We start from the raw sequence: 23,970 nt of genomic DNA, 5'->3' as shown, positions 1-23,970 counted from the left end.
GCGCTGCATCGCGTCCGGGACACGAGAGGAAGGACCAATGGCCTCGATCGACGACTCAAAACAATTCATCCCGCTCAACATCGCGGTGCTCACCGTCTCTGACACGCGCGCGCTCGCCGACGACAAGTCCGGCCAGACGCTGGCCGACCGCCTCACCGCGGCGGGCCATCATCTTGCCGCGCGCGAGATCGTCACCGACGACGTCGAGGCGATCCGCGCCGTCGTCCGCCGCTGGATTGCTGATGCCGGCGTCGACGTCGTCGTCACCACCGGCGGCACCGGTTTTACCGGGCGCGACGTCACGCCGGAGGCGATCGAGCCGCTGTTCGAGAAGCGCATGGACGGCTTCTCGATCGCCTTCCACATGCTGAGCCACGCCAAGATCGGGACGTCGACGATCCAGAGCCGCGCCACCGCCGGCGTCGCCGGCGCCACCTACATCTTCTGCCTGCCGGGCTCGCCCGGCGCCTGTCGTGACGGCTGGGACGGCATCCTCGCCGCCCAGCTCGACTACCGCACGCGTCCCTGCAATTTCGTCGAGATCATGCCGCGCCTCGACGAGCATCTGCGAAGGGCGAAGGCGCAGGGCGCGACGGTGTGAGTGCGTTGCTTTGACGCTGCTTTGCTGAGCTAGGCGCGGACCTCTTCCCTTCCCCCTTGTGGGAGAGGGTGGCTCGCCGCGGAGCGGCGAGACGGGTGAGGGGTCTCCATCCGCACGGACCGCTCGGAGACATACCCCTCACCCAAGCGAGTTCGTATCTACTGGCGTCGCTGCCCTCTCCCGCAAGGGGCGAGGGCACAATCATGCGCATCGCGCCCGCTGCGCCAGCGACTAGCTCTTCCGTCTCAGCGAGCTCCACACCACGCGCCACATAGTCCGGCGCGCCTCCACGTGCAACCGTCGCGCCCGGCGCTTGTAGAGATCGACGAGCTCTCCCGTGATGAGCGCGTGCCGCCGCATCAGAGATCGCGCTCCCAGGTTTCACCGGTGAGGTTCTGGCCAAAACTGCGATGCGGCTCGGTGGCGGTCAGCTTGAAGCCGGCATCCTGATAGATTTTTCGCGCGGCGACCAAATTGCTCTGCGTCCACAGCGTCATCCGCCGATAGCCGCAGGCGCGGGCAAAGGAGACGCATTCGGCGACCAGCCGTTGGCCTAGCCCCTGGCCTCGCGCGGCCGGATCGAGCAGCAACAGGCGCAGCTTGGCAACGTCGTCGCTGGCCTTGACCAGAAATACCGAGCCGACCGGCCGGCCCTCGATGTCGGCGATCCAGCAGCGCTCGCGCGAGGCATCGTAGGAGGTCATGTATTTGGCGACGATCTCGGCGACCAGCGCCTCGAAGCCGGAGTCGAAACCGTATTCGCTGGCGTAGAGCGCGCCGTGGCTCTGCACCACCCAGCCCATGTCGCCCGGGCGGGGCTCGCGCAGGGTCGCCCGCGGGGATGGCGTGCGCGGCATGGCGAGCAGCCGCTCGATCGTCTCCATCGCACCGGTGAGCTTGCTGCGCTCCTCATCCGGCAGCGGCCGCAGCATCGCGGCGACGTCGTCCTGGGACGAGCGTTCGAGCCTGGCGAACGCCTGGCGGCCCTTCGCAGTCAGGCTCAGCTGAACCTGCCGGCGGTCGCTCGGAAGCGGCTTGCGCGCGATCAGGCCGCTTTCATCGAAGTTCTGCACGATGCGGCTGAGATAGCCGGCGTCGAGCCCGAGCGCGATGCCGATCTCCTTGGCCGACTGCTCGCCACCATGGGCCAGCTCGTAGAGCACGCGCGCCTCGCTCAGCGAGAACGGGCTCTTCAGGAGCTGCTGGTCGAGCACGCCGAGCTTCTGGGTGTAGAAGCGGTTGAAGGCGCGAACCGCCTGGACCTGGTCGTCGGCGACCTGTTCGGTCGAAGCGGGGCCGGATGGCGAAGGGCTGGATGACGAAAGGGCTGATGGCATGGGTCACCTCGATACTTGCCATTGTCAAACAATTATTTGACTTTGGCAAGTATTAGATCGGTGACGTCAGCCGACCATGACGATCCGGCTGCGCAGCATGGTCCGGGACGAGCGGCCGAGCCGCCGGAGCAGCCGCGCCTCGGAACGGCGGGCCTGGGGCGGGTAGCCGCCGATCCGGTCGTAATGATCGCGCGCGATCAAGAGTCCCTGATCGCCGAGGGGGCCGACCAGTTTGCGCACCACGGCCCAGAGGACGTCGCGAAACCCGGTATCGGCATAAGGCGACCGTGTGTAGCGGAACACCGCCGCGCGATCCCTGCCGCTGGTCGAGACAGCCTGGATGAACTGGGTGGTTTCCTCGATCCAGCCGGTCTCCAGCACGGCGCCGGCCGGGAGGAACATCAGCCAGGGCGAACGGGCCTGGAGCGCACCGGCGGCAAGCGCCGCGCCCTGCGAAGAACCCTCGAAGCCGATGAAACGGCAGCCTGCGACGTCGGCAACGCGCTCGATGACACCGTTGCGGGTGCCATCGACCAGCAGGACTTCCTTGATGATGCCCGCAGCGGCACCGGGTACCAGCGCGGCCAGAGTTGCGACCGCCGTCTGCTCGACGCCTTCGGTCGGTATGATGACGCTCAGCATGATTGAGGCTTCGATGTCTGCACTTCGGGAGAAGCGTAGCTTGTTATGAATGTGTCATAAACACGCGGCGTCGCCGAGTGCAACTTTTCGCCGGTGTTCCGGCATGCGATGGTAAATCGCCGCCGGTCTATCGCAGCCGAATATGTCGTGCGCGGGGTGGCCCTGTTGCCCAATGTTTCCGCGAATGTCGTTTCCGTGAGCTTCAAACGGGGGCTTTCTCTGCCGATATGATCGGGGCGAGGACGGCACGTTCCGCAAGGCTGCACCGGCAGTCTGACACAAACCTTTCGACGGGAAAAACGTGCAACGCTCGCCGCGCAAAGTGAGATAGTCCAGTGAACGCCGATCAACTTCCCGTTGGCACCACGCCAACATCGCCGAAGCCGGAGGCCGCGCCGACCCTGCGGATCCGCGCCGTGATGCTGGGCGAACGCATCAATCCGTCCGGGCTCGAGCTTGGCGCACCTGTCTCCTCGACGCCTGCTGCCTTCCGCGTCCATGCCGGGCTCGTCGTGATCTTCCGCTACGGCGTCGTGGTGCTGATCGGCCTCCTCCCTTCGGAGGAGAAGGTGCTGATCGACAGCCTGAAACCGCGGGTGACCGGCGAGCTCAGCCCTTTTGAAGAGGAGATCGCACAGGCGCAGCTCTGCAAGGATGAGAACGCCGAGGCGATCCAGCCCGGCGGGCCGATCTGCCTCGCCAAATTCTCCGACGATCGCCTGCTGATCGTTGCGGACGCGCTCGCCAAGAGCACCTCGCTCGCCCGCGACGAGCGCCGCGTCGCCGCGGTCTTCGACGTGATCGAGCCCTTTGCGCGGGGACTCGCCGAGCAGGGCCGCACGCCGCCCCGGCGCAAGGGCATCTTGCAACTGATCGGCAATGCGCTTCTGGTCCAGCAGCGCGTCGCCGGCCGTGTCGCGGTGGCCGAGAAACCGGACGTGCTCTGGGAGAAGCCCGAGCTCGACCGCCTCTATGCCCGTCTCGAAGACGAGTACGAATTGAAGGAGCGCCTCGATACGCTCGAGCGCAAGCTCACCGCGGTGTCGGAAACCGCCAACGCGCTGACCGACATCATCGACACCCAGCGCTCGCTGCGTCTGGAAATCGCAGTCGTGGTGCTGATCGTGATCGAGGTCGTGATCGGGTGCATCCAGATCCTGTCGGGCACGCATTAGATCGGCCTGAGATCGGCCTGCACGCCACTGTGCGGGCGGGGAACCGTCGTTCATGTAGATGAACGTTGATCCAAATCAAAGGCACGAAGCTCCAGCGCACGAGACTTCGATCGGACCCGCGGTCAACGCGATGTGCAGCTGTCCGCGGCTTCCTCCCTCGAAGAAGGAGTACGCTGATGTTGCGTCAAGCTCTCATCGCTTCGGCAGCCGCAGCTATGCTGCTTGTCGCCTTCACTCCCGATGACGCATCTGCCCGCGGCGGTCGCGGCGGCGGCATGCGCGCAGGAGGTTTCCACGGCGGTGCCGTGCGGGCAGGAGGCTACCGCGGGGGCGCGGTCGCGGCGCGTGGATATCGGGGCGGTGCTGTCGCCGTGCGCGGCGGGCGTTACGGCTATCGGGGCGCTTATGCAGGGTATCGCGGATATCGTTACGGCGTCGGTGCGGCGGCAGTGGGGGCCGCGGCGATCGGCGCAGCTGCGACGGGGGCCTACTACCGCAGCGGCTGCGGCTATGACGCTTACGGAAACTATGTTTGCCCGGGCGGGTACTCTCCGTACTGAGCGGAGCGACGTAGTTGGCCCATGGTGCTCGAAGCGCTGGCGAAATCGTTTGCTTTGCGCACCATGGTCATTTCGACAGTGGCGCAGCAGCGCTGCGACAAGTCATGGCCCGACAAGTCATGGTCCGCTGAAATTCTCCCACGGGGGAGAAGGGAAAGATGCAGCGGTCGACCGGGCTTTCATTTCGCTCGCAGCACAGCCGCGCAATGCCGAGCGATCGTCAGCTCCTCATTCGTCGGAATGACGAACACATTGACGGTGCTGCCACTGCTGCTGATCCGCTCGCGTGCCGCGTCATTCGCACCCGCGTCAATATGTACGCCGAGCCACCCAAGCCGCTCACCAATCGCGGCGCGGATTTCCTTCGCATGCTCGCCGATGCCGCCGGTGAAGACCAGACAGTCCAGCCCGCCCAGCGTGGTCGCCATCACCGCGACCTGCTGCGCCGCACGGAAGGTGAAGAGCTCGACCGCCTGCCGCGCCGCAGCCTCACGGCTCGCCAGCAGCGTGCGCATGTCGGCAGAGATGCCGGAGACGCCGAGCAGGCCTGACTCGTGATAGAGCAGGTGCTGGACATCCTCGACCGACATCCTCTCGTGCTGTTGCAGATAGAGCAGCACGCCGGGATCGATCGTGCCGCTCCGGGTGCCCATCACGAGGCCATCGAGCGGCGTCAGCCCCATCGTGGTGTCGACGCTGCGGCCATCGCGCAACGCGCACAGGCTGGCGCCATTGCCGAGATGCGCGATGACGGTGCGCTTGGCAACGAACTGCGGCGCGATTTTCGCGAGGCGCCCCGCGACATATTCGAACGAGAGGCCGTGAAAGCCGTAGCGCCGGATACCGCGCTCTTCATAGCGCCGCGGGATGGCGAAGCGGCTCGCGGGTGGCGCCATGCTGTGATGAAAGGCGGTGTCGAAACATGCGATCTGTGCCAGGTCGGGCTTTATTGCCCTGATGGTGCGGACTGGTTCAAGGCACCGCGGCTGGTGCAGCGGCGCCAGTGGCGTCAGTGCGTCCAGCTTTGCGTAGACGTCGTCAGTCAGCTCAACCGGGCCCGAATAATCCGGCCCGCCATGAACGATGCGGTGACCGACGGCGCGCAGGCGGTGGTCGGCAAAACGCTCCTCGATGAAGCCGAGCACCTCCGCGAACAGATGACCGCTGTCCGCATCGGATGCTTCCCTCTGCGTCTCGAACAGGTCTCCGCCCGCAGGGCTTTTCACCACGAGCCGCGGCTTCGCCTCATGCTCGTCGAGCAGGCCCTTGCAGAGCAGGGCAGGCTCGTCCGCCGCGATGTCGAACAGGCCGAACTTGATGCTCGACGAGCCCGAGTTGAGCACGAGGGCCGACGCCGTCATGACGTCAACCCGCTTTGCCCGGCCAGACCCAGTCGCGAATTTCAGGCATGTCCTCGCCGTGTTCGCGCACATAGTGCGAATGTTCGATCAGTCTGTCGCGGAACTGCTGTTGCACCTGCGCGGCCTTGGTCGCCAGACCCGGCACGCGCGCGATCGCCTCGATCGCGAGGTGATAGCGGTCGAGCCCGTTGAGGACGACCATGTCGAACGGCGTCGTCGTGGTGCCTTCCTCGGCAAAGCCGCGCACATGCATTCCGGCATGGTTGGTGCGGTTATAGGTGAGACGGTGGATGAGATAGGGATAGCCGTGATAGGCGAAGATCACCGGCTTGTCTGGTGTGAACAGGCTGTCGAAGTCACGGTCGGACAGGCCGTGCGGGTGCTGGTCTTTCGGCTGCAGCGTCATGAGGTCGACGACGTTGACGACGCGGATCTTCAGGTCGGGCAGCGCCTTGCGCAGCAGATCGACGGCGGCGAGCGTCTCCAGTGTCGGCACGTCGCCGGCGCAGGCCATCACGACGTCGGGCTCGCCATCCGCATCCTCCGTGCCGGCCCAGGTCCAGATGCCGATGCCGGCATCACAATGCGTGGCGGCGTCCTGCATCGACAGCCATTGCGGCGCCGGCTGCTTGCCGGCGACGATGACGTTGATGCGGTCATAGGTGCGCAGGCAGTGATCGGCGATCCACAACAGCGTGTTGGCGTCGGGCGGGAAGTAGATGCGGACGATGTCGGCCTTCTTGTTGGCGACGAGATCGACGAAGCCGGGATCCTGATGGCTGAATCCGTTATGGTCCTGCCGCCAGACATGCGAGGTCAGGAGATAGTTCAGCGAGGCGATCGGTCGCCGCCAGGGCAGATGTCGCGTCACCTTCAGCCATTTGGCGTGCTGGTTGAACATGGAATCGACGATGTGGATGAAGGCCTCGTAGCAGGAGAACAAGCCGTGCCGTCCGGTGAGCAGATAGCCCTCGAGCCAGCCCTGGCAGAGATGCTCGCTCAAAACCTCCATCACCCGGCCGTCCTGGGCGAGATGCACGTCGTAAGGCTCCGTCGGCTCCATCCAGACCCGTTCGGTCGCCTCGAACACGGCATCGAGCCGGTTTGACGCGGTCTCGTCCGGACCCATGATGCGGAAGTTGCGCGTTTCTGCGTTGAGGCGGATGACGTCGCGCAGGAATTTGCCGAGCTCGCGCGTTGCTTCGCCGGTGACGCCGCCGGGCTGCGGCACGTCCAACGCAAAACTGCGGAAGTCCGGCAGCTTCAGCTCCTTCTTCAGCAGGCCGCCATTGGCGTGCGGATTGGCGCCCATGCGCCTGTTACCGTCGGGCGCCAGCGCCTGGAGCTCGGGAATGAGCGCGCCGCTGCCGTCGAACAGCTTCTCGGGCTCGTAGCTGCGCATCCAGTCTTCGAGGATTTTCAGATGCGCCGGGTTCTCGCGACAGCTCGCAACGGGAACCTGATGCGCGCGCCAAAAGCCCTCGACCTTCTTGCCGTCGACCTCCTTCGGGCCGGTCCAGCCCTTCGGGCTGCGCAGCACGATCATCGGCCAGCGCGGCCGCTCGACGCTCTTGCGGCCGTCGCGGGCATGCTGCTGGATCGAGCGGATGCTGGCGAGCGCGACGTCGAGCGCATCCGCCATGGCCTGGTGCATCAATTCGGGATCGTCGCCCTCGACGAACAGCGGCTCGTGGCCGAACCCGCGGAACAGGTCGCGGATCTCCGCGTCGCGCATCCGTCCGAGCACGGTCGGGTTCGCGATCTTGTAGCCATTGAGGTGCAGGATCGGCAGCACAGCGCCGTCATGGGCGGGATTGAGGAACTTGTTCGAGTGCCAGGACGCCGCGAGCGGGCCGGTTTCCGCCTCGCCATCGCCGACGACGCAGGCGACGATCAGGTCGGGATTGTCGAATGCGGCGCCATAGGCATGCACCAGCGCGTAGCCGAGTTCGCCGCCTTCGTGGATCGAGCCTGGCGTTTCCGGCGCCGCGTGGCTCGGAATGCCGCCGGGGAAGGAGAACTGCCTGAAAAGTTTTCGCAATCCGTCTGTATCGCGCGCGACGTCAGGATAGATCTCGCTGTAGCTGCCTTCGAGATAGGTGTTGGCCACCATGCCCGGGCCGCCATGGCCGGGACCGCAGATATAGAGCACGTTGACATCGAGCGCGCGGATGACGCGGTTGAGATGGGCGTAAATGAAGTTCAAACCGGGCGTCGTGCCCCAATGGCCGAGCAAGCGCGGCTTGATGTGCTCCGGCCGCAACGGCTCGCGCAGCAGCGGATTGTCGAGCAGATAGATTTGCCCGACGGAGAGGTAGTTCGCGGCGCGCCAATAGCGATCGAGCAGATCGAGCTCGCTGCTCCCTGAGGCCGATTGTCGTTGATTTGTCATGTTCCTGCTGACCTTCACCCAGCGATCGACACCAACTTTGTTCCGGTGCGATTGATCCCTGTCCGGCATCGAACAGGATCGCCGCGACGGGTGTGTTGCGTGAGGTCAAGGGACCGCGCCCGAAATTTGGGCGGCTACTGTGCATGGGGTTGTTTTTGAGTTTTTTGTTTGTGTTCTTGATTTGTTCCTTTTGCGTGCTATCTTGGCTTCATGAGTCCAGCATCCTCTCATGCTCTCAAGCACCCGCCGGTCACGGCGCCCTCCGAGCCGGCGGGTGCGGACTCTGATTTTCCCGAACTGGCGGTCGCCATCGACAAACAGCGCAGGCGAGGGCGGGGCGCCCAGTCCAATGCCAGCGGCCGCTTCGAGGCCGAGGCCCGCGTCGCCTTCGACGATGGCTGGCAGAGCCTGGAGGAGCTGCCGCCGTTCAAGACCACCGTCGGCGTCGATACCTCGCGCAAGGTGATCACCCGCAACGAATCCCCCGATATTGGCTTCGACCGCTCGATCAATCCGTATCGCGGCTGCGAGCACGGCTGTGTCTATTGCTTCGCGCGGCCGACGCACGCCTATCTCGGCCTGTCGCCGGGGCTCGACTTCGAGTCAAAGCTGTTTGCCAAGCCCGATGCGCCGGCGCTGCTCGAGAAGGAGCTGGCCGCGACCGGCTACGAGCCGCGGATGATCGCGATCGGGACCAACACCGATCCGTATCAGCCGATCGAGCGCGAGCGTAAGATCATGCGCGGCATTCTCGAAGTGCTGGAGCGCGCCGGCCACCCCGTCGGCATCGTCACCAAGTCGGCGCTGGTCACGCGCGACATCGACATTCTCGCGCGGATGGCCAAGCGCAATCTCGCCAAGGTCGGAATTTCCGTCACCTCGCTCGATCCAAAGCTGGCTCGCACCATGGAGCCGCGCGCATCGACGCCGCCGAAGCGGCTGGAGGCGCTGAAGCAGCTTTCGGACGCGGGTATTCCGACCACCGTGATGGTCGCGCCCGTGATCCCCGCGCTGAACGATTCCGAGATCGAGCGCATTCTCGATGCCGCCGCCCATGCCGGCGTCAAGGAAGCCTCCTACGTGCTGTTGCGGCTGCCGCTGGAGGTTCGCGATCTCTTCCGCGAATGGCTGATGGCCAATTATCCAGACCGCTACCGCCACGTCTTCACCCTGATCCGCGACATGCGCGGCGGCCGCGATTACGACGCGAAATGGGGCGAGCGGATGAAGGGCACCGGACCGATGGCCTGGACCATCGGCCGCCGCTTCGAGATCGCCTGCGACAGGCTTGGGCTGAACAAGCGGCGCTCCAAGCTGACGACGGATCACTTTGCGAGGCCGAAGCGGAACGGCGATCAGCTCAGCCTGTTCTGATCGGGAAACGGAAGAGGCGTAGCATGAGCCAGGAACTTACCGCGCCGGTGCCGCGGCTCACGGTCATCACACTGGGTGTGAGCGACATTCGTGCCAGCATCGCCTTCTATGACGCGCTCGGCTTCTCGCGTCGGCTGAAGGCGACCGGCGAGGCCGTCGCCTTCTACGATACCGGTGGTCCGGTGCTGGCCCTGTTTCACTGGGACAAACTCGCGGCCGACGCCAAGTTGCCGGACAATCCGAGGCCCGCGACCTTCCGCGGCATGACGCTCGCCTGGAACTGCGCCACGCGCGGCGAGGTCGATGCGGTTCTGGCCTTCGCCGTCGGCAAGGGCGCGGCGCTGCTGAAAGCGGCGCATGAGACCGACTACGGCGGTTATTCCGGCTATTTCGCCGACCCCGACGGCCATCCCTGGGAAGTCGTGGTCGCGCCCGACATCGAGGTCGGTGAGGACCGGCGGGTGCATCTGGCGGAGTAGGCGGCTGGTCTGAATAACGGGAATTGTCCGGGGTTCCCGGTTGCGCCGGCCGGGCCGCTTGCGCACGATCCCGCCCATGATTCGGGACAAGTCCACCAGGAAGCCGGCCAAAGACGCGCCAAAGAAGGGCGCGTCGAAGAAGGATGCCGCCAGGAAGGCAGCGCCTGCGAAGACGGCCAAGGGGGCGGCCAAGGCCCCGGCCGGTAGGCAGGGCGCCATCATCGCCGTCGCATCGCCGACCTTCCGCCGCGAGCGCGCGCTGATCAAGCGCGGCATCTGGCCGGTTGCCGGCTGCGACGAGGCCGGCCGCGGGCCGCTGGCCGGACCCGTGGTCGCGGCCGCCGTGATTCTCGATCCCGACCGCATTCCCCGCGGCATCGACGATTCCAAGCGCCTGACGGCCGAGGAACGCGAGAAGCTTTTCGACAAGATCTGCGCCACCGCGCAGGTCTCGGTCGCCGTCGCCTCGCGCTCCCGAATCGACCGCGACAACATCCTGCGCGCCTCGCTGTGGGCGCTGAAGCGCGCCGTGGTGGCGCTGCCCGACTCGCCGCGTCATGTGTTTGTCGACGGCCGCGACCGGCTCGACACCGCCTGCGACTGCGAGGCCGTGATCGGCGGCGACGGCATCGTCCTGTCGATCGCCGCAGCCTCGATCATCGCCAAGGTGACGCGCGACCGGCTGATGTGCGCGCTGGCGCAGGACTGCCCCGGCTATGGCTTCGAGCAGCACAAGGGCTACGCCGTCCCGGAGCACCTCGACGCGCTCGACCGCCTCGGTCCCACCATCCACCACCGCAGCTTCTTCGCCCCCGTTGCCGCCGCCCGCGCCAAGCACATGCCCTGGACCGTCGAGCCGGTGCGGGACCTGTTCGCGGTGACCGAGATGGAAGTGCAGCTAGAAGCAAGCGTTGAAATTGATGCGTCAGCGGGCCTGTAGGGCAGACGGTCGTTGCCACAACGCGCAGCGCCCTTTATCAAAACAGATGTGAGCGAATAGGGCCGGCTGGACGGGTTGGCTGCATCTTTCGGACGTTGCATGCGGTTTACCTCCCTGGTCATCGAGCTCATTCGCGCCCGGCCGCGGCTGATCGTGTGGATCGCCGTGCTGCTGCAGGCCGCGATGTGGCTGTTCGTGGCGCTGGTATTTTACCGCAGCCCGCCCGGCACGCTCGCGACCCTGCTGGCGTTCGGCCGCGAATACCAGGTCGGCACCGATCTCGGGCCGCCCTTGCCGGTCTGGCTCGCCGACATCGCCTATCGCGCCGCAGGCGGCCACGTGTTCGGCGTCTATGTCCTCGCCCAGCTCTGCGAGGTCGCGACCTTCATCGCGCTCTATCATCTCTCCCGCGCCGTGGTCGGCTCACAGCAGGCGGTGCTCGCCGTGCTGCTGACCATGACCGTGCTGGCCTTCTCCTCGCCGGCGCTCGACTTTGGCCCGCTGGTGCTGGCGCGGCCGCTCTGGGCGCTGCTGCTGCTGCATTCCTGGCAGATCATCGGCCAGCGCCGCGGCAATGCCTGGTTTGCCTGGTCGATCGAAGCGGGCCTCTTGCTGCTGACGACGCCCGCGGCGATCTTCCTTCTCCTCCTGCTCGTCGTCTTCGCGGTCTCGACCGCCGGCGGACGCCGGACGCTACGCGCGCTCGATCCGCTGTTCGCGCTGATCGTCGTCGCCGTGCTGGCGCTGCCCTATGCAGTCTGGCTGATGCGCGCGGAGACGCTTGTCATGCCGACCCTGCCTGAGGTCGCCGAGCTGAACGCTCGCGCGCTGCACGCGGCCTGGCTGCTCGGCGGGCTCGTGCTCGGCGCGGCGGCGATCCCGGCGCTGACCTTTCTCAATAGCGGCCTGTTCGTCGCCAAGGGCGAGGAAGCGCCGATCATCTACCGGCCGCCGGTCGAGCCGCTCGCGCACAACTTCGTCTATTTCTTCGCGCTGGCGCCTGCGCTCGGCGCGGTCCTGATCTCCGGCGTGCTCGGGCTCGATGCCGTTGTCGGCGGCGCCGGTGTCGTGCTGGTGGTGTCGGGACTTGCCGTGGTGGTGGCGGCTGGCGACCTCATCGCGATGCGCCGCGCGCGGGTGCTGCGGACGGTGTGGGCTGCCGCCGTCCTGGCGCCCGCAGCCGGCGTCGTGCTCGCCGTGCTGTTTCTGCCCTTGACCGGCGCCAACGAGATTGCGACCTCGATGCCGGCGCGCGCTATCTCGGATTTCTTCGACGAGAGCTTTGCCCGCCGCACCAATCATCGCCTGCGCGCGGTCGCCGGCGAGACCCAGCTCGCGAGCCTGATCACGCTGCATTCCGGCCGGCCGCATCTCTTCATCGATGCCCAGCCCGCGCGTACGCCGTGGATCAATCAGGCCAAGTTCAGCGAGACCGGCGGCGTCGTGGTCTGGCGCGCCTCCGACACCGCCGGCACCCCGCCGCCGGAAATCCTCGCGCGCTTTCCCGGCATCGTTCCGGAAGTGCCGCGCGCCTTCGAATGGCTGGTGACCGGCCGCCAGCAGCTCTTGCGCATCGGCTGGGCCATCGTGCGGCCGAAGGGGACGTAAGTCGGGAATCGTAGGGTGGGCAAAGCGAAGCGTGCCCACCACGCATCCATGATCGCGGAGAGAGACGGTGGGCACGGCGCTTTGCGCCTTTGCCCACCCTACGAGAGCTCGCTATCCCGCCAGCACCTTCGCGATCGCGCGCAGATCCTGCCAGGCCAGCCGCTTGTACGATGGCGAGCGCAAGAGATAGGCCGGATGGAACGTCGGCAGCGCGCGGATGGTGCGCCCACCCGTCTCGTAGTCGAACCAGCGGCCGCGGGTGCGCATGATGCCTTCGCGCGTCGACAGCAGCGTCTGCGTCGAGGGATTGCCGAGCGTCACCAGCACGTCGGGATTCACCAGCTCGATCTGGCGCTGGATGAAAGGCAGGCAGATCTGCGTTTCCTGCGGCGTCGGCGTGCGGTTGCCGGGCGGCCGCCAGGGAATCACGTTGGCGATGTAGGCAGTGGTGCGGTTGAGCCCGATCGCGCCGATCATGAGGTCGAGCAGCTTGCCGCTGCGCCCGACGAAGGGCAGCCCCTCGATGTCCTCGTCGCGGCCCGGCGCCTCGCCGACGAACATGATGCGCGCCTGCGGATTGCCGTCGGCGAACACCAGCTGCGTCGCGGTGTGCTTCAGCGCGCAGCCTTCAAAATTCTGCATCAGCTCGCGCAGTGCCTCGAGCGTCGGCGCGGTACGCGCGGCCTCGCGCGCGGAGGCGATCGCAATGTCCGGCGCAGGTGCGGCCTCGCCGCGCATCACCGCGGGCGCGGCAACAGGCCGTGGTGCCTCAACCGGAGGTGCGGCGCGTGGGGCCGGCGGCGGAGCATCCAATTCCGCCAGGCGGTCGACTGGTTCCTCCGCGAGCGCGCAGTCGACCCCGGCCTCCAGATAGAAGGCGAGAAGCTCTCGGACGGTGGGTGCGGGTTCGGGGATCATTTGGAAAGTCAGACTTTTACTATATCAGTTTGGGGTGCCTTGCATCCCAGTGGAACGCATTTCCGTGGTTGTCCTACCCGGAAAAATCGGAAACAAGGGGGCGCAAATGACGAGGAACCGTCTCAAGGGCTGAGATCAGATGAGCACCGAAGAACTTCCCCCGCGCGAATCCATGGAATTCGACGTCGTCATCGTCGGCGCCGGCCCGTCTGGCCTGGCGGCCGCGATCCGGCTGAAGCAGCTCAATGCCGATCTCAACGTCGTCGTGGTGGAGAAGGGCTCCGAGGTCGGTGCGCACATTCTCTCCGGCGCCGTGATCGATCCGGCCGGGCTCGACAAGCTGATCCCGGACTGGCGCGAGGATTCCGACTGTCCGCTGAAGACGCAGGTGAAGGACGATCGCTTCTACTGGATGACCGCTGGCGGCGCGATCAAGCTGCCGAACTTCATCATGCCGCCGCTGATGGATAATCATCACTGCTATATCGGCTCGCTCGGCAATGTCTGCCGCTGGCTGGCGCGCAAGGCCGAGGCGCTCGGCGTCGAGATCTATCCGGGCTTTGCCGCAGCCGAGGTGCTCTATGACGAGCAGGGCGCGGTGAAGGGCATCGCCACCGGCGACATGGGCATTGGCCGCGATGGCAAGCCGAAGGACTCCTTTACCCGTGGCATGGAACTGCTCGGCAAGTACACCCTGTTCGCCGAAGGCGCGCGCGGCAGCCTGACCAAGCAGCTGATCGCGAAGTTCGCGCTAGATGCCAACAGCGAGCCGCCGAAGTTCGGCATCGGCCTCAAGGAAGTCTGGCAGATCGATCCCGCCAAGCACCAGAAGGGTATGATCCAGCATTCGTTCGGCTGGCCGCTCGACCTGAAGACCGGCGGCGGCTCGTTCCTTTATCACTATGACGACAATCTCGTCGCCGTCGGCTTCGTCGTGCATCTCAACTACGACGATCCGTATCTGTCGCCGTTCGACGAGTTCCAGCGCTTCAAGACCCATCCCTCGATCCGCGGCACCTTTGAAGGCGGCAAGCGGCTCGCCTATGGCGCGCGCGCCATCACCGAAGGCGGCTACCAGTCGGTGCCGAAGCTGAGCTTCCCCGGCGGCGCGCTGGTCGGTTGTGCGGCGGGCTTCGTCAACGTGCCTCGCATCAAGGGCGTGCACAATGCGATGGGCACCGGCATGCTCGCCGCAGAGCATGTCGCGGCCGCGCTCGCTGCCGATCGCGCCAATGACGAGATCGTCGACTACGAGAACGCCTGGCGGTCCTCGGCGGTCGGCAAGGACCTGTTCCTGGTCCGCAACGTCAAGCCGCTATGGTCGAAGTTCGGCACCGTGCTCGGCGTCGCGCTCGGTGGCTTCGACATGTGGTGCAACACGCTGTTCGGTGGCTCGCTGTTCGGCACGCAGTCGCATGCGAAGCCCGATCGCGCCACGCTTGATCCGGCGAAGAGCCACGCGCCGAAGAACTACCCGAAGCCGGACGGCAAGATCTCGTTCGACAAGCTCTCGTCGGTGTTCCTGTCCAACACCAATCATGAGGAGGACCAGCCGGTCCATCTCAAGGTCGCCGACATGAACCTGCAGAAGACCTCGGAGCACGACGTCTTCGCCGGTCCCTCGAATCGCTATTGCCCGGCCGGGGTCTATGAGTGGGTCGAGGAAGGCGCGAGCCCGCGCTTCCAGATCAATGCCCAGAACTGCGTCCACTGCAAAACCTGCGACGTGAAGGACCCCAACGGCAACATCACCTGGGTTCCCCCGGAGGGCGGCGGCGGCCCGAACTACGAGGCGATGTAAGCCGGGATCATTGGACCAAAGCGATCAGGCCGGGGTCAATGTGACGTGCCCCCGGCATTGTGACGCACGTTCGCGTGAGAACCGGCCCGGGGTAGCGGTCCGCGGCCACGATAAGGCCATACTGGCAGCGTCTTGGGGCGTAGTAGGCCGATTTGGGGCGTGCGGAGGGGATCGCATGCCCGAATCCTTGCGGTGAAGCGCCAAAAGCGGCATTGTCGGCCCGACGGTTCCGGGTCCCCATGCCACCGGCCGCGTTCGCATGCGATACGGCCTACTGCTGCAAACCCAGGCACTACAACTCAAGGCGAGCCCCTGATGTTCTCAAATCGTTTCAACCGCTGGACTGTTGCCGCCATCGCCCTCATGGGCACCGCGATTGCGACGGTCCCCGGCGCGGTCCTGGCGCAGACGCCGGACCATCCGTCCGACACGGCGGCGCAATTCCCGACCCGGAACGATCTGAAGTCGCTGACGACCTCCGGCAGCTATCTCGCTGCCCGCCACGCCAGCGTCGAGCGCGATGCGGCCTCGGCCGCCGCCTTCTACCGCTCGGCGCTCCGCACCGATCCCAAAAACAATGAGCTGCTCGATCGCGCCTTCATCTCGTCGGTTGCCGACGGTGACATCGACGAGGCGGTCAAGCTCGCCGAGCGCGTCCTGACCATCGACAAGACCAACCGCGTCGCACGTCTCGTCGTCGGGGTGCACGATCTCAAGATGAAGAAATACGCGACCGCGCAAACCAACATCAACCAGTCGATCCGCGGTCCGATCACCGATCTCGTCGCCACGCTGCTGTCGGGCTGGGCCGCCTATGGCGCGGGCGATGCCAAGGGCGGCGTCGCCACCATCGACAAGCTCGCCGGTCCGGAATGGTATCCGCTGTTCAAGGACCTCCATGCCGGCATGATCCTCGAGCTCTCCGGCAAGGAGAAGGACGCCGGCGTCCGCTTCGAGCGCGCCTACAAGCTCGACGATTCCATGCTGCGCGTCACCGAGGCCTATGCCCGCTGGCTGTCGCGCAACAAGGATTCCGCGGCCGCGACCACCGTCTACCTGGCTTTCGACAAGAAGCTCGCCCGCCATCCGCTGATCGTGGAAGGCCTGCGCGACACCAAGGCCGGCAAGAAGATGCCGCCGCTGGCCGACTCCGCCCAAGCCGGTGCCGCCGAAGCGCTGTACGGCATCGGCGCCACGCTGACCCGCCGCGGCGGCGAGGATCTGGCGCTGGTCTATCTCCAGCTCGCGCTCTATCTCCAGCCGACCCATCCGCTGGCGCTACTCTCGCTCGCCGACCTCTATGAATCGGTGAAGCGGCCGCAGATGGCGATCAAGGTTTATGAGCGGGTGCCCGCGACCTCGCCGTTGAAGCGCAATGCGCAGATCCAGCTGGCCATCGATCTGGATTCCGCCGACCGCACCGACGAGGCGATCAAGATCCTCAAGGGCGTCACATCGGACGATTCCAAGGATCTCGAGGCCATCATGGCGCTCGGCAATATCGAGCGCGGTCGCAAGAAGTTCGGCGATTGCGGCGCGACCTATTCGCGGGGCGTCGACGTGCTGCCGGCGGGCAACGACAAGGCCAACAGCGTCTGGTACTATTATCGCGGCATCTGCGAGGAGCGTTCCAAGGAGTGGAGCAAGGCCGAAGCCGACATGAAGAAGGCGCTCGAGCTCCAGCCCGACCAGCCGCATGTCCTCAACTATCTCGGCTATTCCTGGATCGACCAGGGCGTGAATCTCGACGAAGGCATGAAGATGATCAAGCGTGCCGTCGAGCAGCGTCCCGACGACGGCTACATCGTCGACTCCCTCGGCTGGGCCTACTACCGCATCGGCAATTACGAAGAGGCGGTGAAGAACCTCGAGCGCGCGATCGACCTCAAGCCCGAGGATCCCACCATCAACGATCACCTCGGCGATGCCTATTGGCGCGTCGGCCGCACGCTGGAAGCGAAATTCCAGTGGGCCCACGCCCGCGATCTCAAGCCCGAGCCGGAGGAGCTTCCGAAGATCGAGGCCAAGATCGCCAACGGTATGACCGACGATTCGAACTCTTCGGCCGCGCAGGCGGACAAGAAGAAGGACGACGGCAAGGGCGGCTAAGAGTGCGTTTGGGGGCTGATCGCCAATGTCGGCGTTGATTGAAGAAGGGCGCGCGAAGGTCAATCTGAGCCTTCGCGTGGTCGGCCGTCGTGCCGACGGCTATCATGATCTCGAAAGCGTGGTCGCGTTTGCCGACTGCGCGGACCAGCTGACGCTGGAGCCGGGCGGCGAACTGAAGCTCGTCACCACCGGGCCGCTGGCCGCGGCCTGCGGCGACACCGCCGACAATCTCGTGGTCAAGGCGGCCAGGCTCCTGGCCGAGGCCGTGCCGAACCTGAAGCTGGGCGCCTTCGCGCTCGACAAGGTGCTTCCCGTCGCGGCCGGCATCGGCGGCGGCTCGGCCGATGCCGCGGCGGCGCTGCGGCTGCTCGCGCGTCTCAACAATCTGTCTCTCGATGATCCGCGCTTGCAGAAAGTCGCGCTCGCGACCGGCGCCGACGTGCCGGTGTGCCTGGTCTCGCGCGCCTGCGACATGACCGGCGTCGGCGAGCAGCTGCTGCCGCTCGCGCTGCCGAGCATGCCCTGCGTGATGGTCAATCCGCGCGTGCCGGTCGCGACCAAGGACGTGTTCCAGGCGCTGGGCTTGCGCAACGGCGAATTGCTGGTGGGCGCCACCTCTGTCCTCGACGCCCCGGCCTGGCCGGACGAGGGCGCCTCCATTGCCGATTGGGTCGACGTTCTCGAAACCGTGGCCAACGATCTCGAAGCCCCTGCGTTGCGGATCGAGCCCGTGATCGGCGAGGTGCTGGAAGCCTTGCGTGACTCCGCCGGCGTCAAGCTTGCCCGCATGTCCGGCTCCGGCGCGACTTGCTTTGCGATCTGTGGCGCAGCGAGCGATGCGCATGCCGGCGCGGAAAAGATCCGGCGCGACCACCCCGGCTGGTGGGTGCATGCGGGGACGTTGAGCTAGGTTTTTCCCCGACGACGGTGCCGTAGGGTGGGCAAAGCGAAGCGTGCCCACCAAACTTATTCTCGCAATCTGGCTGCGTGGTGGGCACGGCGCTTTGCGCCTTTGCCCACCCTACGGCAGTGGAGCTAGCCGCCGTCTTCGGCCAGCCCGAGAAACCGCCGGATCTCACCCAACACCTCTTGCGGCTTGTCATGCTGCAGCCAGTGTCCGGCGCCGGCGATGGTTTCGATGCGCGCCTGCGGGAAGTAGCGCTCCAGGCCCGCAGCCTTGGCGCCGGCGAGAAAACTTTCACCGGCATTGAGCAGCAGCGTCGGGCAGGCAATGCGCGACCACAGCGCGACGTGATCGTCCGGCCAGAGCCGGTGCGGCGCAGAGGCGCGCTGGTAGGGATCGAACTTCCAGCTATAGGTGCCGTCGTCATTCCGCCGCGAGCCGTGCGTTGCAAGATGCAGCGCGAGGTCGCGGGCGAGGCGCTTGTTGTGAAGCACCATCTGCGCGGCCGCGTCTTCGAGGGTCGAATAGCGGCGCGGCGTGCGGTCGTGCAGCCTGTCGAGCTGGCTGACCCATTTGCTGATGCGCTCATGCGTCGGCGCTTTGGGGGTGTCCGGCAACATGGTGACGCCGTCGAGGACGACGAGCTTCGAAACCAGTTCGGGGAACGACCCCGAAAAGATCAGGCTCACCATGCCGCCCATGGAATGGCCGATCAGAGTCACCTGAGGCGCTGCGATGCTGCGAATGAGCTGCGCGAGGTCGTAGACATACTCGGTCAGCGCGTAGCTGCCGCCCTTGGTCCAGTCGGAATCGCCATGACCGCGCAGATCGGGCGCGAGCACGTGAAAATGCGGCTGAAGCGAGCGGGCGATGGCGTCCCAGCTCCGGCAATGATCGCGGCCGCCATGGACCAGGATGGCGACGGGCGCGCCGTGATTGCCCCAATCGGCATAGTGCAGCCGCAGGCCGTGGGACTCGTAAGTGCGACTTTGCGGGGCGAGCATCGGGCGTCGATCCTTCGAAATGCCGGACGAGATAACAGCACGACTGGAGTAGCCTGCTGCCGGCCATTCCACAAGCAAGCCGCAGGTCACGGGCGCTTCGGCGGCGAGCTCGTGCCGGCTAGGCGGCGCATGGCGCGTCGGCGCTGCCGGGTCTTGCGCATCTTCGCGTCGTGACAGCGACGCGCGGTGCGCGACAACGACCTTGTCAGGAGGCGATAACGCGACCAGGACATCATCCTCATCGAACTCTCCATCGCAACAACCATGGGTGAGCCGCGAGCGATGGGTCGTTCGAATTCCACGCGTTACATCTAGGTCATTACGGGTCGGAAAGTCTTTCGGGCCGATGGCGACAATGTCGCGCGCACGCCGTCATCGCGAGCGGATCGCCTCATCGAAATCGTTCATCGGTATTAAACCTGCGTAAGGCGCCGAACGCAGGACGCACTCGTCGCCTCCAACGGATGTTAGGAGGTGAACATCATGAAACTTGTATCTGCGTTTGTCGGCCTTGCCGCGCTTGGCGGGGTCACGCTGTCGAGCGGGGCTGCGTCAGCAGCACCGATCGAGGTGCCGACCGGCTATGTCTGCAATGAATGGGGCCATTGCTGGCAACGGCACTACCATGGAGGCTACTACCATCCGCACTACTGGGGTGGTTACGGCTGGCACCATCATTGGGGTGACGGCTGGCGCTGGCATCATTGGGCTCGCTGGCACCGCTGGCATCATTGGCATCAGTGGTGAAATCCGAGAAAGGGGCTTCGGCCCCTTTCTTTTTTCGGCGGATGCCGTCGGGAATGACGCGAGCTAGGTCTGCACCGGCCGCCGCGCCAGCGCAAGTGAGAGGCCAAGGCCGGTGATGAAGACGCCCGAGCCCTGCGTGAGACGCCGCATCAGATGCGGCCTGCCAATCAGCTGCGTGCGCGTTGCAGTTGCCATCAGCACGACGACGACATCGGCGAGCGTGTTCAGGATCACCGAGATCGCGCCGAGCACGATGAATTGCAGCGTGGGGCTCGATCCCGCGGGATCGAGGAACTGCGGAATGAAGGCGAGGAAGAATGCGGCGGTCTTCGGGTTCAGCGCCTCGACCAGCACGCCGTCGCGGAACGCGCGCCTGTCGCCGACGGGCTCGCTCTCCAGCGAGAGCGCGCGGCCGGCGCTGCGGAAGGTCTTGATGCCGAGCCAAACCAGATAGAGCGCGCCGATGAATTTTACGACGGCAAACAGCTCCGCACTGGCAAGGATGATCGCGGAGATGCCGAGGCTGCCCGCGACGACATGAACCAGCCCGCCGAGCGCCGTGCCCGCAGTTGACGCAAAGCCGCTGGCGCGCCCCTCCGACAAGGTCCGCGCCGCGACGTAGAAGATGCCGGGGCCGGGAACGGCGGCAATGAGACACGCTGCGGCCAGGAACAGCCAGAAATTCGTTTCGATCATCCCGTTTTGGTAACGTAGCGTGCTGCGATTGCAAGGCCTCTCGTTCAGCCCATCCGGCGGAAGATCACGCTGGCATTCACCCCGCCGAAGCCAAATCCGTTGGAGATGGCGTTGAGCATCGGCATCGGCCGCGCGCTGCCTGCGACGATGTCGATGCCATCAGCGCCGGGATCTGCGTTTTCGAAATTGCGCGTCGGCGGCGCGACCTGGTCTCGCAAGGCGAGGACGGTGAAGATGGCCTCGAGGCCGCCGGCGGCGCCGAGCAGATGGCCGGTGGCCGATTTCGTCGCGCTGACCGCGATGCCGCGGTTGCGGCCGAACAGCGCGGCGATCGCGCCGAGCTCGCTCTCGTCGCCGGCCGGCGTCGACGTCGCATGCGCGTTCAGATGCTGCAAATCCGCGGGCGCAAGCTTCGCCTGGCGCAGCGCGATCTCCATGGCACGGCGGGCGCCGTCGCCGTCGGGCGGGCCCGACGTCATGTGATAGGCGTCCGCCGTCGTGCCGTAGCCCACGATTTCCGCAATCGGGGAGGCGCCGCGCGCCAGCGCATGCTCCAGCTCCTCGATCACGAGGATACCGGCGCCTTCGCCCATGACAAAGCCGTCGCGGTCGCGATCGAACGGGCGCGAGGCGCGCGCGGGCTCGCCGTTGAATCCGCTCGACAGCGCGCGGGCCGCGGCAAAGCCGCCGATGCTGACGATATCGATGCAGGCTTCCGCGCCGCCGCAGATCGCGACATCGGCTTCGCCTGCACGGATCATGCGCGCGGCATCGCCGATCGCCTGGACGCCGGCGGCACAGGCCGTGACCGGTGTGCCCAGCGCACCCTTGTAGCCGTATTTGATCGAGACGTGGCCGGCGGCGAGATTGGCGAGAAACGAGGGGATGGTGAAGGGCGAGAGCCGGCGCGCGCCGCGCTGCTCGGTGATGCGCACCGCCTCCGCCATTGCCGGGAAGCCGCCGACGCCGGAAGCGATGATCGTCGCGGTGCGTTCCTGTGCGCTCGCATCCTGCGGCGCCCATCTGGCCTGCGCGACCGCCTCTGCGGTCGCGAGCAGGGCGAACAGGATGAAGCGGTCCATCTTGCGCTGGTCTTTTGGCGCGGCAGCTTGCGCGGGGTCGAAGCCGCCTTCGGCATCGTCGGCCTTGTCGGGCACGAGACCGGCAATGCGCGCGGGCAGTGCCTGCGACCATTCCGGCAGAGGGCGCAGCCCGCTCTGGCCGGCGCGCAGCCGGCGCCAGGACAGTTCAACACCGCAGCCGAGCGGCGACACCGCCCCCATTCCCGTCACGACGATACGACGCATGTCAGTCTCCAGCCGGCGCAACGGCCGGGTTCATGGCTTTGAGCGAGGCGAGCCGCTTGCGCATCCCGCGACTGGCGCGGGGACCCGGGACGACGACCGCATTGGCGAGGGTGATCGGACGCATCTCGGCGGCATCGACCACGATCGGATCGAACGGGCGAGCGTCACTCCGATTCGCCAGCACGATGGATTCGCCCTTGGGCGCGAGATGCCTGTTGCCCCAGGCCAGCAGCGCCACGACCACAGGGAAGAAATCCCGCGCCTTCTCCGTCAGCACATATTCGTAACGCGGCGGCCGTTCATGATAGCGGCGGCGGACGAACATGCCGCTCTCGGTGAGATGGGCAAGGCGCCGCGACAGGATGTTCGGCGCGATGCCGAGACCTTGCGAGAATTCGTCGAACTTCGTCGCGCCCTGGAACGCATCCCGCAGGATCAAGATGCTCCACCATTCACCGACCGTCTCAACAGCGCGGCCGACCGGGCATTCCAGGATGGAGGGGGATTTGGGCTGCATGGCGGGAACGTAGGAGAGTGGCTTGCAAAATGCAAGTCACTGGGCAGGCGGCGGCGGGTAGAGTGAGCGGTGAGGATGCGGAGGTGGGGCTGGCGGTGAGGTGCGCGGCGGGCGAGCGGTAAGTATGTGAAAGCAGGTCTGGTGGTGGGATTTAAGGTAGCCGCCGGATAGCCGCTATCGTGCCCCGGACGCAGCGCAGCGCCTCTTGGCGGTGCGCTGCAGAGCCGGGGCCCATGTTGCGGAGAGCCTTGCGTGTCGCTTCCCGGCTCTGCACAGCAGCGTTTCCCGCTGCAGCGCGTCCGGGACAAGAGAGGGAATGCGCCGTTGCCTAGCTCTCCGTCATTGCGAGCGCAGCGAAGCAATCCAGACTGTTCCCGCGGAGGGATTCTGGATTGCTTCGCTGCGCTCGCAATGACGACGTGGAAAGAGCGTCAGGCCCTCGCGCCTAATGCGACCTTGCCAGACAGAACGCGACCACCTGCTCCAGCGCGCTCTTCATCGGCGAGGACGGGAACAGCGCCAGCGCGTCGACGGCCATGGCGCCGTAGTGCTGGGCGCGGCTGAGCGTATCTTCCAGCGCGCGGTGCTTGTTCATCAGGCCGAGGGCGTGGTCGAGGTCGGTGTCGCCGATCTCGCCGCGCTCAAGTGCCCGGATCCAGAAGGCGCGCTCGGTGTCGTTGCCGCGGCGGAAGGCGAGCACGACCGGCAGCGTGATCTTGCCCTCGCGGAAATCGTCGCCGGTGTTCTTGCCGAGCTTGGCGCTCTTGCCGCCATAGTCGAGCACGTCGTCGACGAGCTGGAAGGCGATGCCGAGATTCATTCCGACCGAGCGGCAGGCGGTCTGCTCCGCCTTCGGGCGGTTGGCGATCACGGGGCCGACCTCGCAGGCGGCCGCGAACAGCTCCGCGGTCTTGCCACGGATCACGGCGAGATATTCGTCCTCGGTGGTCGCGGTGTTCTTGGCGGCGGCAAGCTGCATCACCTCGCCCTCGGCGATGGTGGCGGCGGCCGCGGACAGGATGTCGAGCGCGCGGAGCGAGCCGACCTCGACCATCATGCGGAACGCCTGGCCGAGCAGGAAGTCGCCGACCAGCACGCTCGCCTCGTTGCCCCAGAGCATTCGCGCCGACAGCTTGCCGCGGCGCATCTCGCTCTCGTCGACGACGTCGTCGTGAAGGAGCGTCGCGGTATGCATGAATTCGACGGAGGCAGCGAGCTTGATGTGACCGTCGCCGGTGTAGCCGGCGAGGTTGGCCATGGCGAGCGTCAGCATCGGGCGCAGGCGCTTGCCGCCGGAGGAGATGAGGTGGTTGGCGACCTCCGGGATCATGGTGACCTCGGAGCCGGTCCGCGACAGGATCGTGGCGTTGACGCGCTCCATGTCACCAGCGACAAGGGCAACCAGCTGTTCGATCGACGCGCCGGGAGTTTCGAAAGGTACGATGACGGCCACGCCGGTCTCCAATATTTGCCCCGGAGGGGCTATTCTGATGCAAAT

Annotated in this window: 21 protein-coding genes; 11 read left to right on the top strand and 10 right to left on the bottom strand. The window is 66.0% G+C overall.

Annotated features, from left to right (window positions below):
- The first annotated feature begins 37 nt into the window (after nt 1-37).
- Complete coding sequence (gene moaB / locus AB7Z56_RS34525; protein WP_063985123.1) at nt 38-601, top strand: molybdenum cofactor biosynthesis protein B; 564 nt, start codon at nt 38-40, stop codon at nt 599-601.
- Between the two features lie 359 nt (nt 602-960).
- On the opposite strand, the gene AB7Z56_RS34520 is transcribed toward moaB, so the two are convergent.
- Nucleotides 961-1,938: a bifunctional helix-turn-helix transcriptional regulator/GNAT family N-acetyltransferase gene (locus AB7Z56_RS34520; RefSeq protein WP_063985122.1), complete on the bottom strand. Its 978-nt coding sequence runs from the start codon at nt 1,936-1,938 to the stop codon at nt 961-963.
- A gap of 66 nt (nt 1,939-2,004) precedes the next feature.
- A complete protein-coding gene (locus AB7Z56_RS34515) occupies nt 2,005-2,580 on the bottom strand; it encodes a glycosyl transferase (protein ID WP_231144353.1) in 576 nt (191 codons plus the stop codon).
- A gap of 335 nt (nt 2,581-2,915) precedes the next feature.
- Here AB7Z56_RS34515 and AB7Z56_RS34510 point away from each other — a divergent pair, with 335 nt between their 5' ends.
- Together AB7Z56_RS34510 and AB7Z56_RS34505 are read left to right on the top strand one after the other, a co-directional pair.
- Nucleotides 2,916-3,755, top strand: a complete 840-nt coding sequence (locus AB7Z56_RS34510; RefSeq protein ID WP_085402542.1) for an RMD1 family protein — start codon at nt 2,916-2,918, stop codon at nt 3,753-3,755.
- A 176-nt stretch (nt 3,756-3,931) separates the two neighbouring features.
- A complete protein-coding gene (locus tag AB7Z56_RS34505) occupies nt 3,932-4,315 on the top strand; it encodes a hypothetical protein (protein ID WP_084795278.1) in 384 nt (127 codons plus the stop codon).
- Nucleotides 4,316-4,494: 179 nt separating this feature from the next.
- Here AB7Z56_RS34505 and AB7Z56_RS34500 read toward each other — a convergent pair whose 3' ends face one another.
- Nucleotides 4,495-5,676, bottom strand: coding sequence for an acetate/propionate family kinase (locus AB7Z56_RS34500; protein WP_063985120.1), 1,182 nt, complete (start codon nt 5,674-5,676; stop codon nt 4,495-4,497).
- Nucleotides 5,677-5,680: 4 nt separating this feature from the next.
- The gene (locus AB7Z56_RS34495) at nt 5,681-8,068 is read right to left on the bottom strand and encodes a phosphoketolase family protein (RefSeq protein ID WP_063985119.1); all 2,388 of its coding nucleotides are present in this window, start codon (nt 8,066-8,068) and stop codon (nt 5,681-5,683) included.
- Nucleotides 8,069-8,278: 210 nt separating this feature from the next.
- Here AB7Z56_RS34495 and AB7Z56_RS34490 point away from each other — a divergent pair, with 210 nt between their 5' ends.
- The 4 genes from AB7Z56_RS34490 to AB7Z56_RS34475 all read left to right on the top strand — a co-directional run bounded on the left by AB7Z56_RS34490 (nt 8,279) and on the right by AB7Z56_RS34475 (nt 12,469).
- Nucleotides 8,279-9,442 carry a PA0069 family radical SAM protein gene (locus AB7Z56_RS34490; RefSeq protein WP_063985118.1) on the top strand — a complete coding sequence of 388 codons (1,164 nt, stop codon included), beginning with the start codon at nt 8,279-8,281 and terminating at the stop codon, nt 9,440-9,442.
- Between the two features lie 23 nt (nt 9,443-9,465).
- Nucleotides 9,466-9,921: a VOC family protein gene (locus tag AB7Z56_RS34485; protein WP_063985117.1), complete on the top strand. Its 456-nt coding sequence runs from the start codon at nt 9,466-9,468 to the stop codon at nt 9,919-9,921.
- 76 nt (nt 9,922-9,997) lie between these two features.
- Entirely contained in the window at nt 9,998-10,861 is an 864-nt protein-coding gene (locus AB7Z56_RS34480; RefSeq protein ID WP_063986628.1) for a ribonuclease HII, read from the top strand.
- A gap of 99 nt (nt 10,862-10,960) precedes the next feature.
- Nucleotides 10,961-12,469, top strand: a complete 1,509-nt coding sequence (locus tag AB7Z56_RS34475) for a glycosyltransferase family 39 protein (protein WP_063985116.1) — start codon at nt 10,961-10,963, stop codon at nt 12,467-12,469.
- Nucleotides 12,470-12,580: 111 nt separating this feature from the next.
- Here the strand turns inward: AB7Z56_RS34475 and AB7Z56_RS34470 are convergent, their stop codons facing one another.
- On the bottom strand, nt 12,581-13,387 hold the full coding sequence (locus AB7Z56_RS34470) for a uracil-DNA glycosylase (RefSeq protein ID WP_063985115.1): 807 nt from the start codon (nt 13,385-13,387) through the stop codon (nt 12,581-12,583).
- Between the two features lie 139 nt (nt 13,388-13,526).
- Here AB7Z56_RS34470 and AB7Z56_RS34465 point away from each other — a divergent pair, with 139 nt between their 5' ends.
- From AB7Z56_RS34465 to AB7Z56_RS34455, 3 genes are all read left to right on the top strand, one after another.
- Nucleotides 13,527-15,188: an electron transfer flavoprotein-ubiquinone oxidoreductase gene (locus tag AB7Z56_RS34465; RefSeq protein ID WP_283018495.1), complete on the top strand. Its 1,662-nt coding sequence runs from the start codon at nt 13,527-13,529 to the stop codon at nt 15,186-15,188.
- Nucleotides 15,189-15,503: 315 nt separating this feature from the next.
- Nucleotides 15,504-17,297 carry a tetratricopeptide repeat protein gene (locus AB7Z56_RS34460; RefSeq protein WP_187387792.1) on the top strand — a complete coding sequence of 598 codons (1,794 nt, stop codon included), beginning with the start codon at nt 15,504-15,506 and terminating at the stop codon, nt 17,295-17,297.
- 25 nt (nt 17,298-17,322) lie between these two features.
- Nucleotides 17,323-18,207, top strand: coding sequence for a 4-(cytidine 5'-diphospho)-2-C-methyl-D-erythritol kinase (locus AB7Z56_RS34455; protein ID WP_063985112.1), 885 nt, complete (start codon nt 17,323-17,325; stop codon nt 18,205-18,207).
- A 125-nt stretch (nt 18,208-18,332) separates the two neighbouring features.
- Here AB7Z56_RS34455 and AB7Z56_RS34450 read toward each other — a convergent pair whose 3' ends face one another.
- On the bottom strand, nt 18,333-19,205 hold the full coding sequence (locus AB7Z56_RS34450) for an alpha/beta fold hydrolase (protein ID WP_063985111.1): 873 nt from the start codon (nt 19,203-19,205) through the stop codon (nt 18,333-18,335).
- A 483-nt stretch (nt 19,206-19,688) separates the two neighbouring features.
- Here AB7Z56_RS34450 and AB7Z56_RS34445 point away from each other — a divergent pair, with 483 nt between their 5' ends.
- Nucleotides 19,689-19,952: a hypothetical protein gene (locus AB7Z56_RS34445; protein ID WP_084795277.1), complete on the top strand. Its 264-nt coding sequence runs from the start codon at nt 19,689-19,691 to the stop codon at nt 19,950-19,952.
- Between the two features lie 63 nt (nt 19,953-20,015).
- Here AB7Z56_RS34445 and AB7Z56_RS34440 read toward each other — a convergent pair whose 3' ends face one another.
- The 4 genes from AB7Z56_RS34440 to AB7Z56_RS34425 form a co-directional block, all read right to left on the bottom strand.
- On the bottom strand, nt 20,016-20,648 hold the full coding sequence (locus tag AB7Z56_RS34440) for a LysE family translocator (RefSeq protein ID WP_063985108.1): 633 nt from the start codon (nt 20,646-20,648) through the stop codon (nt 20,016-20,018).
- A gap of 44 nt (nt 20,649-20,692) precedes the next feature.
- Complete coding sequence (fabF, locus tag AB7Z56_RS34435) at nt 20,693-21,955, bottom strand: beta-ketoacyl-ACP synthase II (protein WP_063985107.1); 1,263 nt, start codon at nt 21,953-21,955, stop codon at nt 20,693-20,695.
- A gap of 1 nt (nt 21,956) precedes the next feature.
- Nucleotides 21,957-22,472 (bottom strand): winged helix-turn-helix transcriptional regulator, encoded by a 516-nt coding sequence (locus tag AB7Z56_RS34430; RefSeq protein ID WP_063985106.1) that lies wholly within the window; start codon nt 22,470-22,472, stop codon nt 21,957-21,959.
- 445 nt (nt 22,473-22,917) lie between these two features.
- Complete coding sequence (locus tag AB7Z56_RS34425) at nt 22,918-23,925, bottom strand: polyprenyl synthetase family protein (RefSeq protein WP_063986627.1); 1,008 nt, start codon at nt 23,923-23,925, stop codon at nt 22,918-22,920.
- Nucleotides 23,926-23,970: the final 45 nt, after the last annotated feature.

Source organism: Bradyrhizobium sp. 482_C4_N1_8 (assembly GCF_052075965.1).
Classification (GTDB): domain Bacteria; phylum Pseudomonadota; class Alphaproteobacteria; order Rhizobiales; family Xanthobacteraceae; genus Bradyrhizobium; species Bradyrhizobium barranii.
This window is presented reverse-complemented; position numbering and strand designations above follow the sequence as displayed.

Coding starts and splice junctions, on each gene's coding strand:
- moaB (WP_063985123.1), top strand. CDS start 38: ATGGCCTCGATCGACGACTCAAAACAATTCATCCCGCTCAACATCGCG.
- AB7Z56_RS34520 (WP_063985122.1), bottom strand. CDS start 1,938: ATGCCATCAGCCCTTTCGTCATCCAGCCCTTCGCCATCCGGCCCCGCT.
- AB7Z56_RS34515 (WP_231144353.1), bottom strand. CDS start 2,580: ATGCTGAGCGTCATCATACCGACCGAAGGCGTCGAGCAGACGGCGGTC.
- AB7Z56_RS34505 (WP_084795278.1), top strand. CDS start 3,932: ATGTTGCGTCAAGCTCTCATCGCTTCGGCAGCCGCAGCTATGCTGCTT.
- AB7Z56_RS34500 (WP_063985120.1), bottom strand. CDS start 5,676: ATGACGGCGTCGGCCCTCGTGCTCAACTCGGGCTCGTCGAGCATCAAG.
- AB7Z56_RS34495 (WP_063985119.1), bottom strand. CDS start 8,068: ATGACAAATCAACGACAATCGGCCTCAGGGAGCAGCGAGCTCGATCTG.
- AB7Z56_RS34490 (WP_063985118.1), top strand. CDS start 8,279: ATGAGTCCAGCATCCTCTCATGCTCTCAAGCACCCGCCGGTCACGGCG.
- AB7Z56_RS34485 (WP_063985117.1), top strand. CDS start 9,466: ATGAGCCAGGAACTTACCGCGCCGGTGCCGCGGCTCACGGTCATCACA.
- AB7Z56_RS34480 (WP_063986628.1), top strand. CDS start 9,998: ATGATTCGGGACAAGTCCACCAGGAAGCCGGCCAAAGACGCGCCAAAG.
- AB7Z56_RS34475 (WP_063985116.1), top strand. CDS start 10,961: ATGCGGTTTACCTCCCTGGTCATCGAGCTCATTCGCGCCCGGCCGCGG.
- AB7Z56_RS34470 (WP_063985115.1), bottom strand. CDS start 13,387: ATGATCCCCGAACCCGCACCCACCGTCCGAGAGCTTCTCGCCTTCTAT.
- AB7Z56_RS34465 (WP_283018495.1), top strand. CDS start 13,527: ATGAGCACCGAAGAACTTCCCCCGCGCGAATCCATGGAATTCGACGTC.
- AB7Z56_RS34460 (WP_187387792.1), top strand. CDS start 15,504: ATGTTCTCAAATCGTTTCAACCGCTGGACTGTTGCCGCCATCGCCCTC.
- AB7Z56_RS34455 (WP_063985112.1), top strand. CDS start 17,323: ATGTCGGCGTTGATTGAAGAAGGGCGCGCGAAGGTCAATCTGAGCCTT.
- AB7Z56_RS34450 (WP_063985111.1), bottom strand. CDS start 19,205: ATGCTCGCCCCGCAAAGTCGCACTTACGAGTCCCACGGCCTGCGGCTG.
- AB7Z56_RS34445 (WP_084795277.1), top strand. CDS start 19,689: ATGAAACTTGTATCTGCGTTTGTCGGCCTTGCCGCGCTTGGCGGGGTC.
- AB7Z56_RS34440 (WP_063985108.1), bottom strand. CDS start 20,648: ATGATCGAAACGAATTTCTGGCTGTTCCTGGCCGCAGCGTGTCTCATT.
- fabF (WP_063985107.1), bottom strand. CDS start 21,955: ATGCGTCGTATCGTCGTGACGGGAATGGGGGCGGTGTCGCCGCTCGGC.
- AB7Z56_RS34430 (WP_063985106.1), bottom strand. CDS start 22,472: ATGCAGCCCAAATCCCCCTCCATCCTGGAATGCCCGGTCGGCCGCGCT.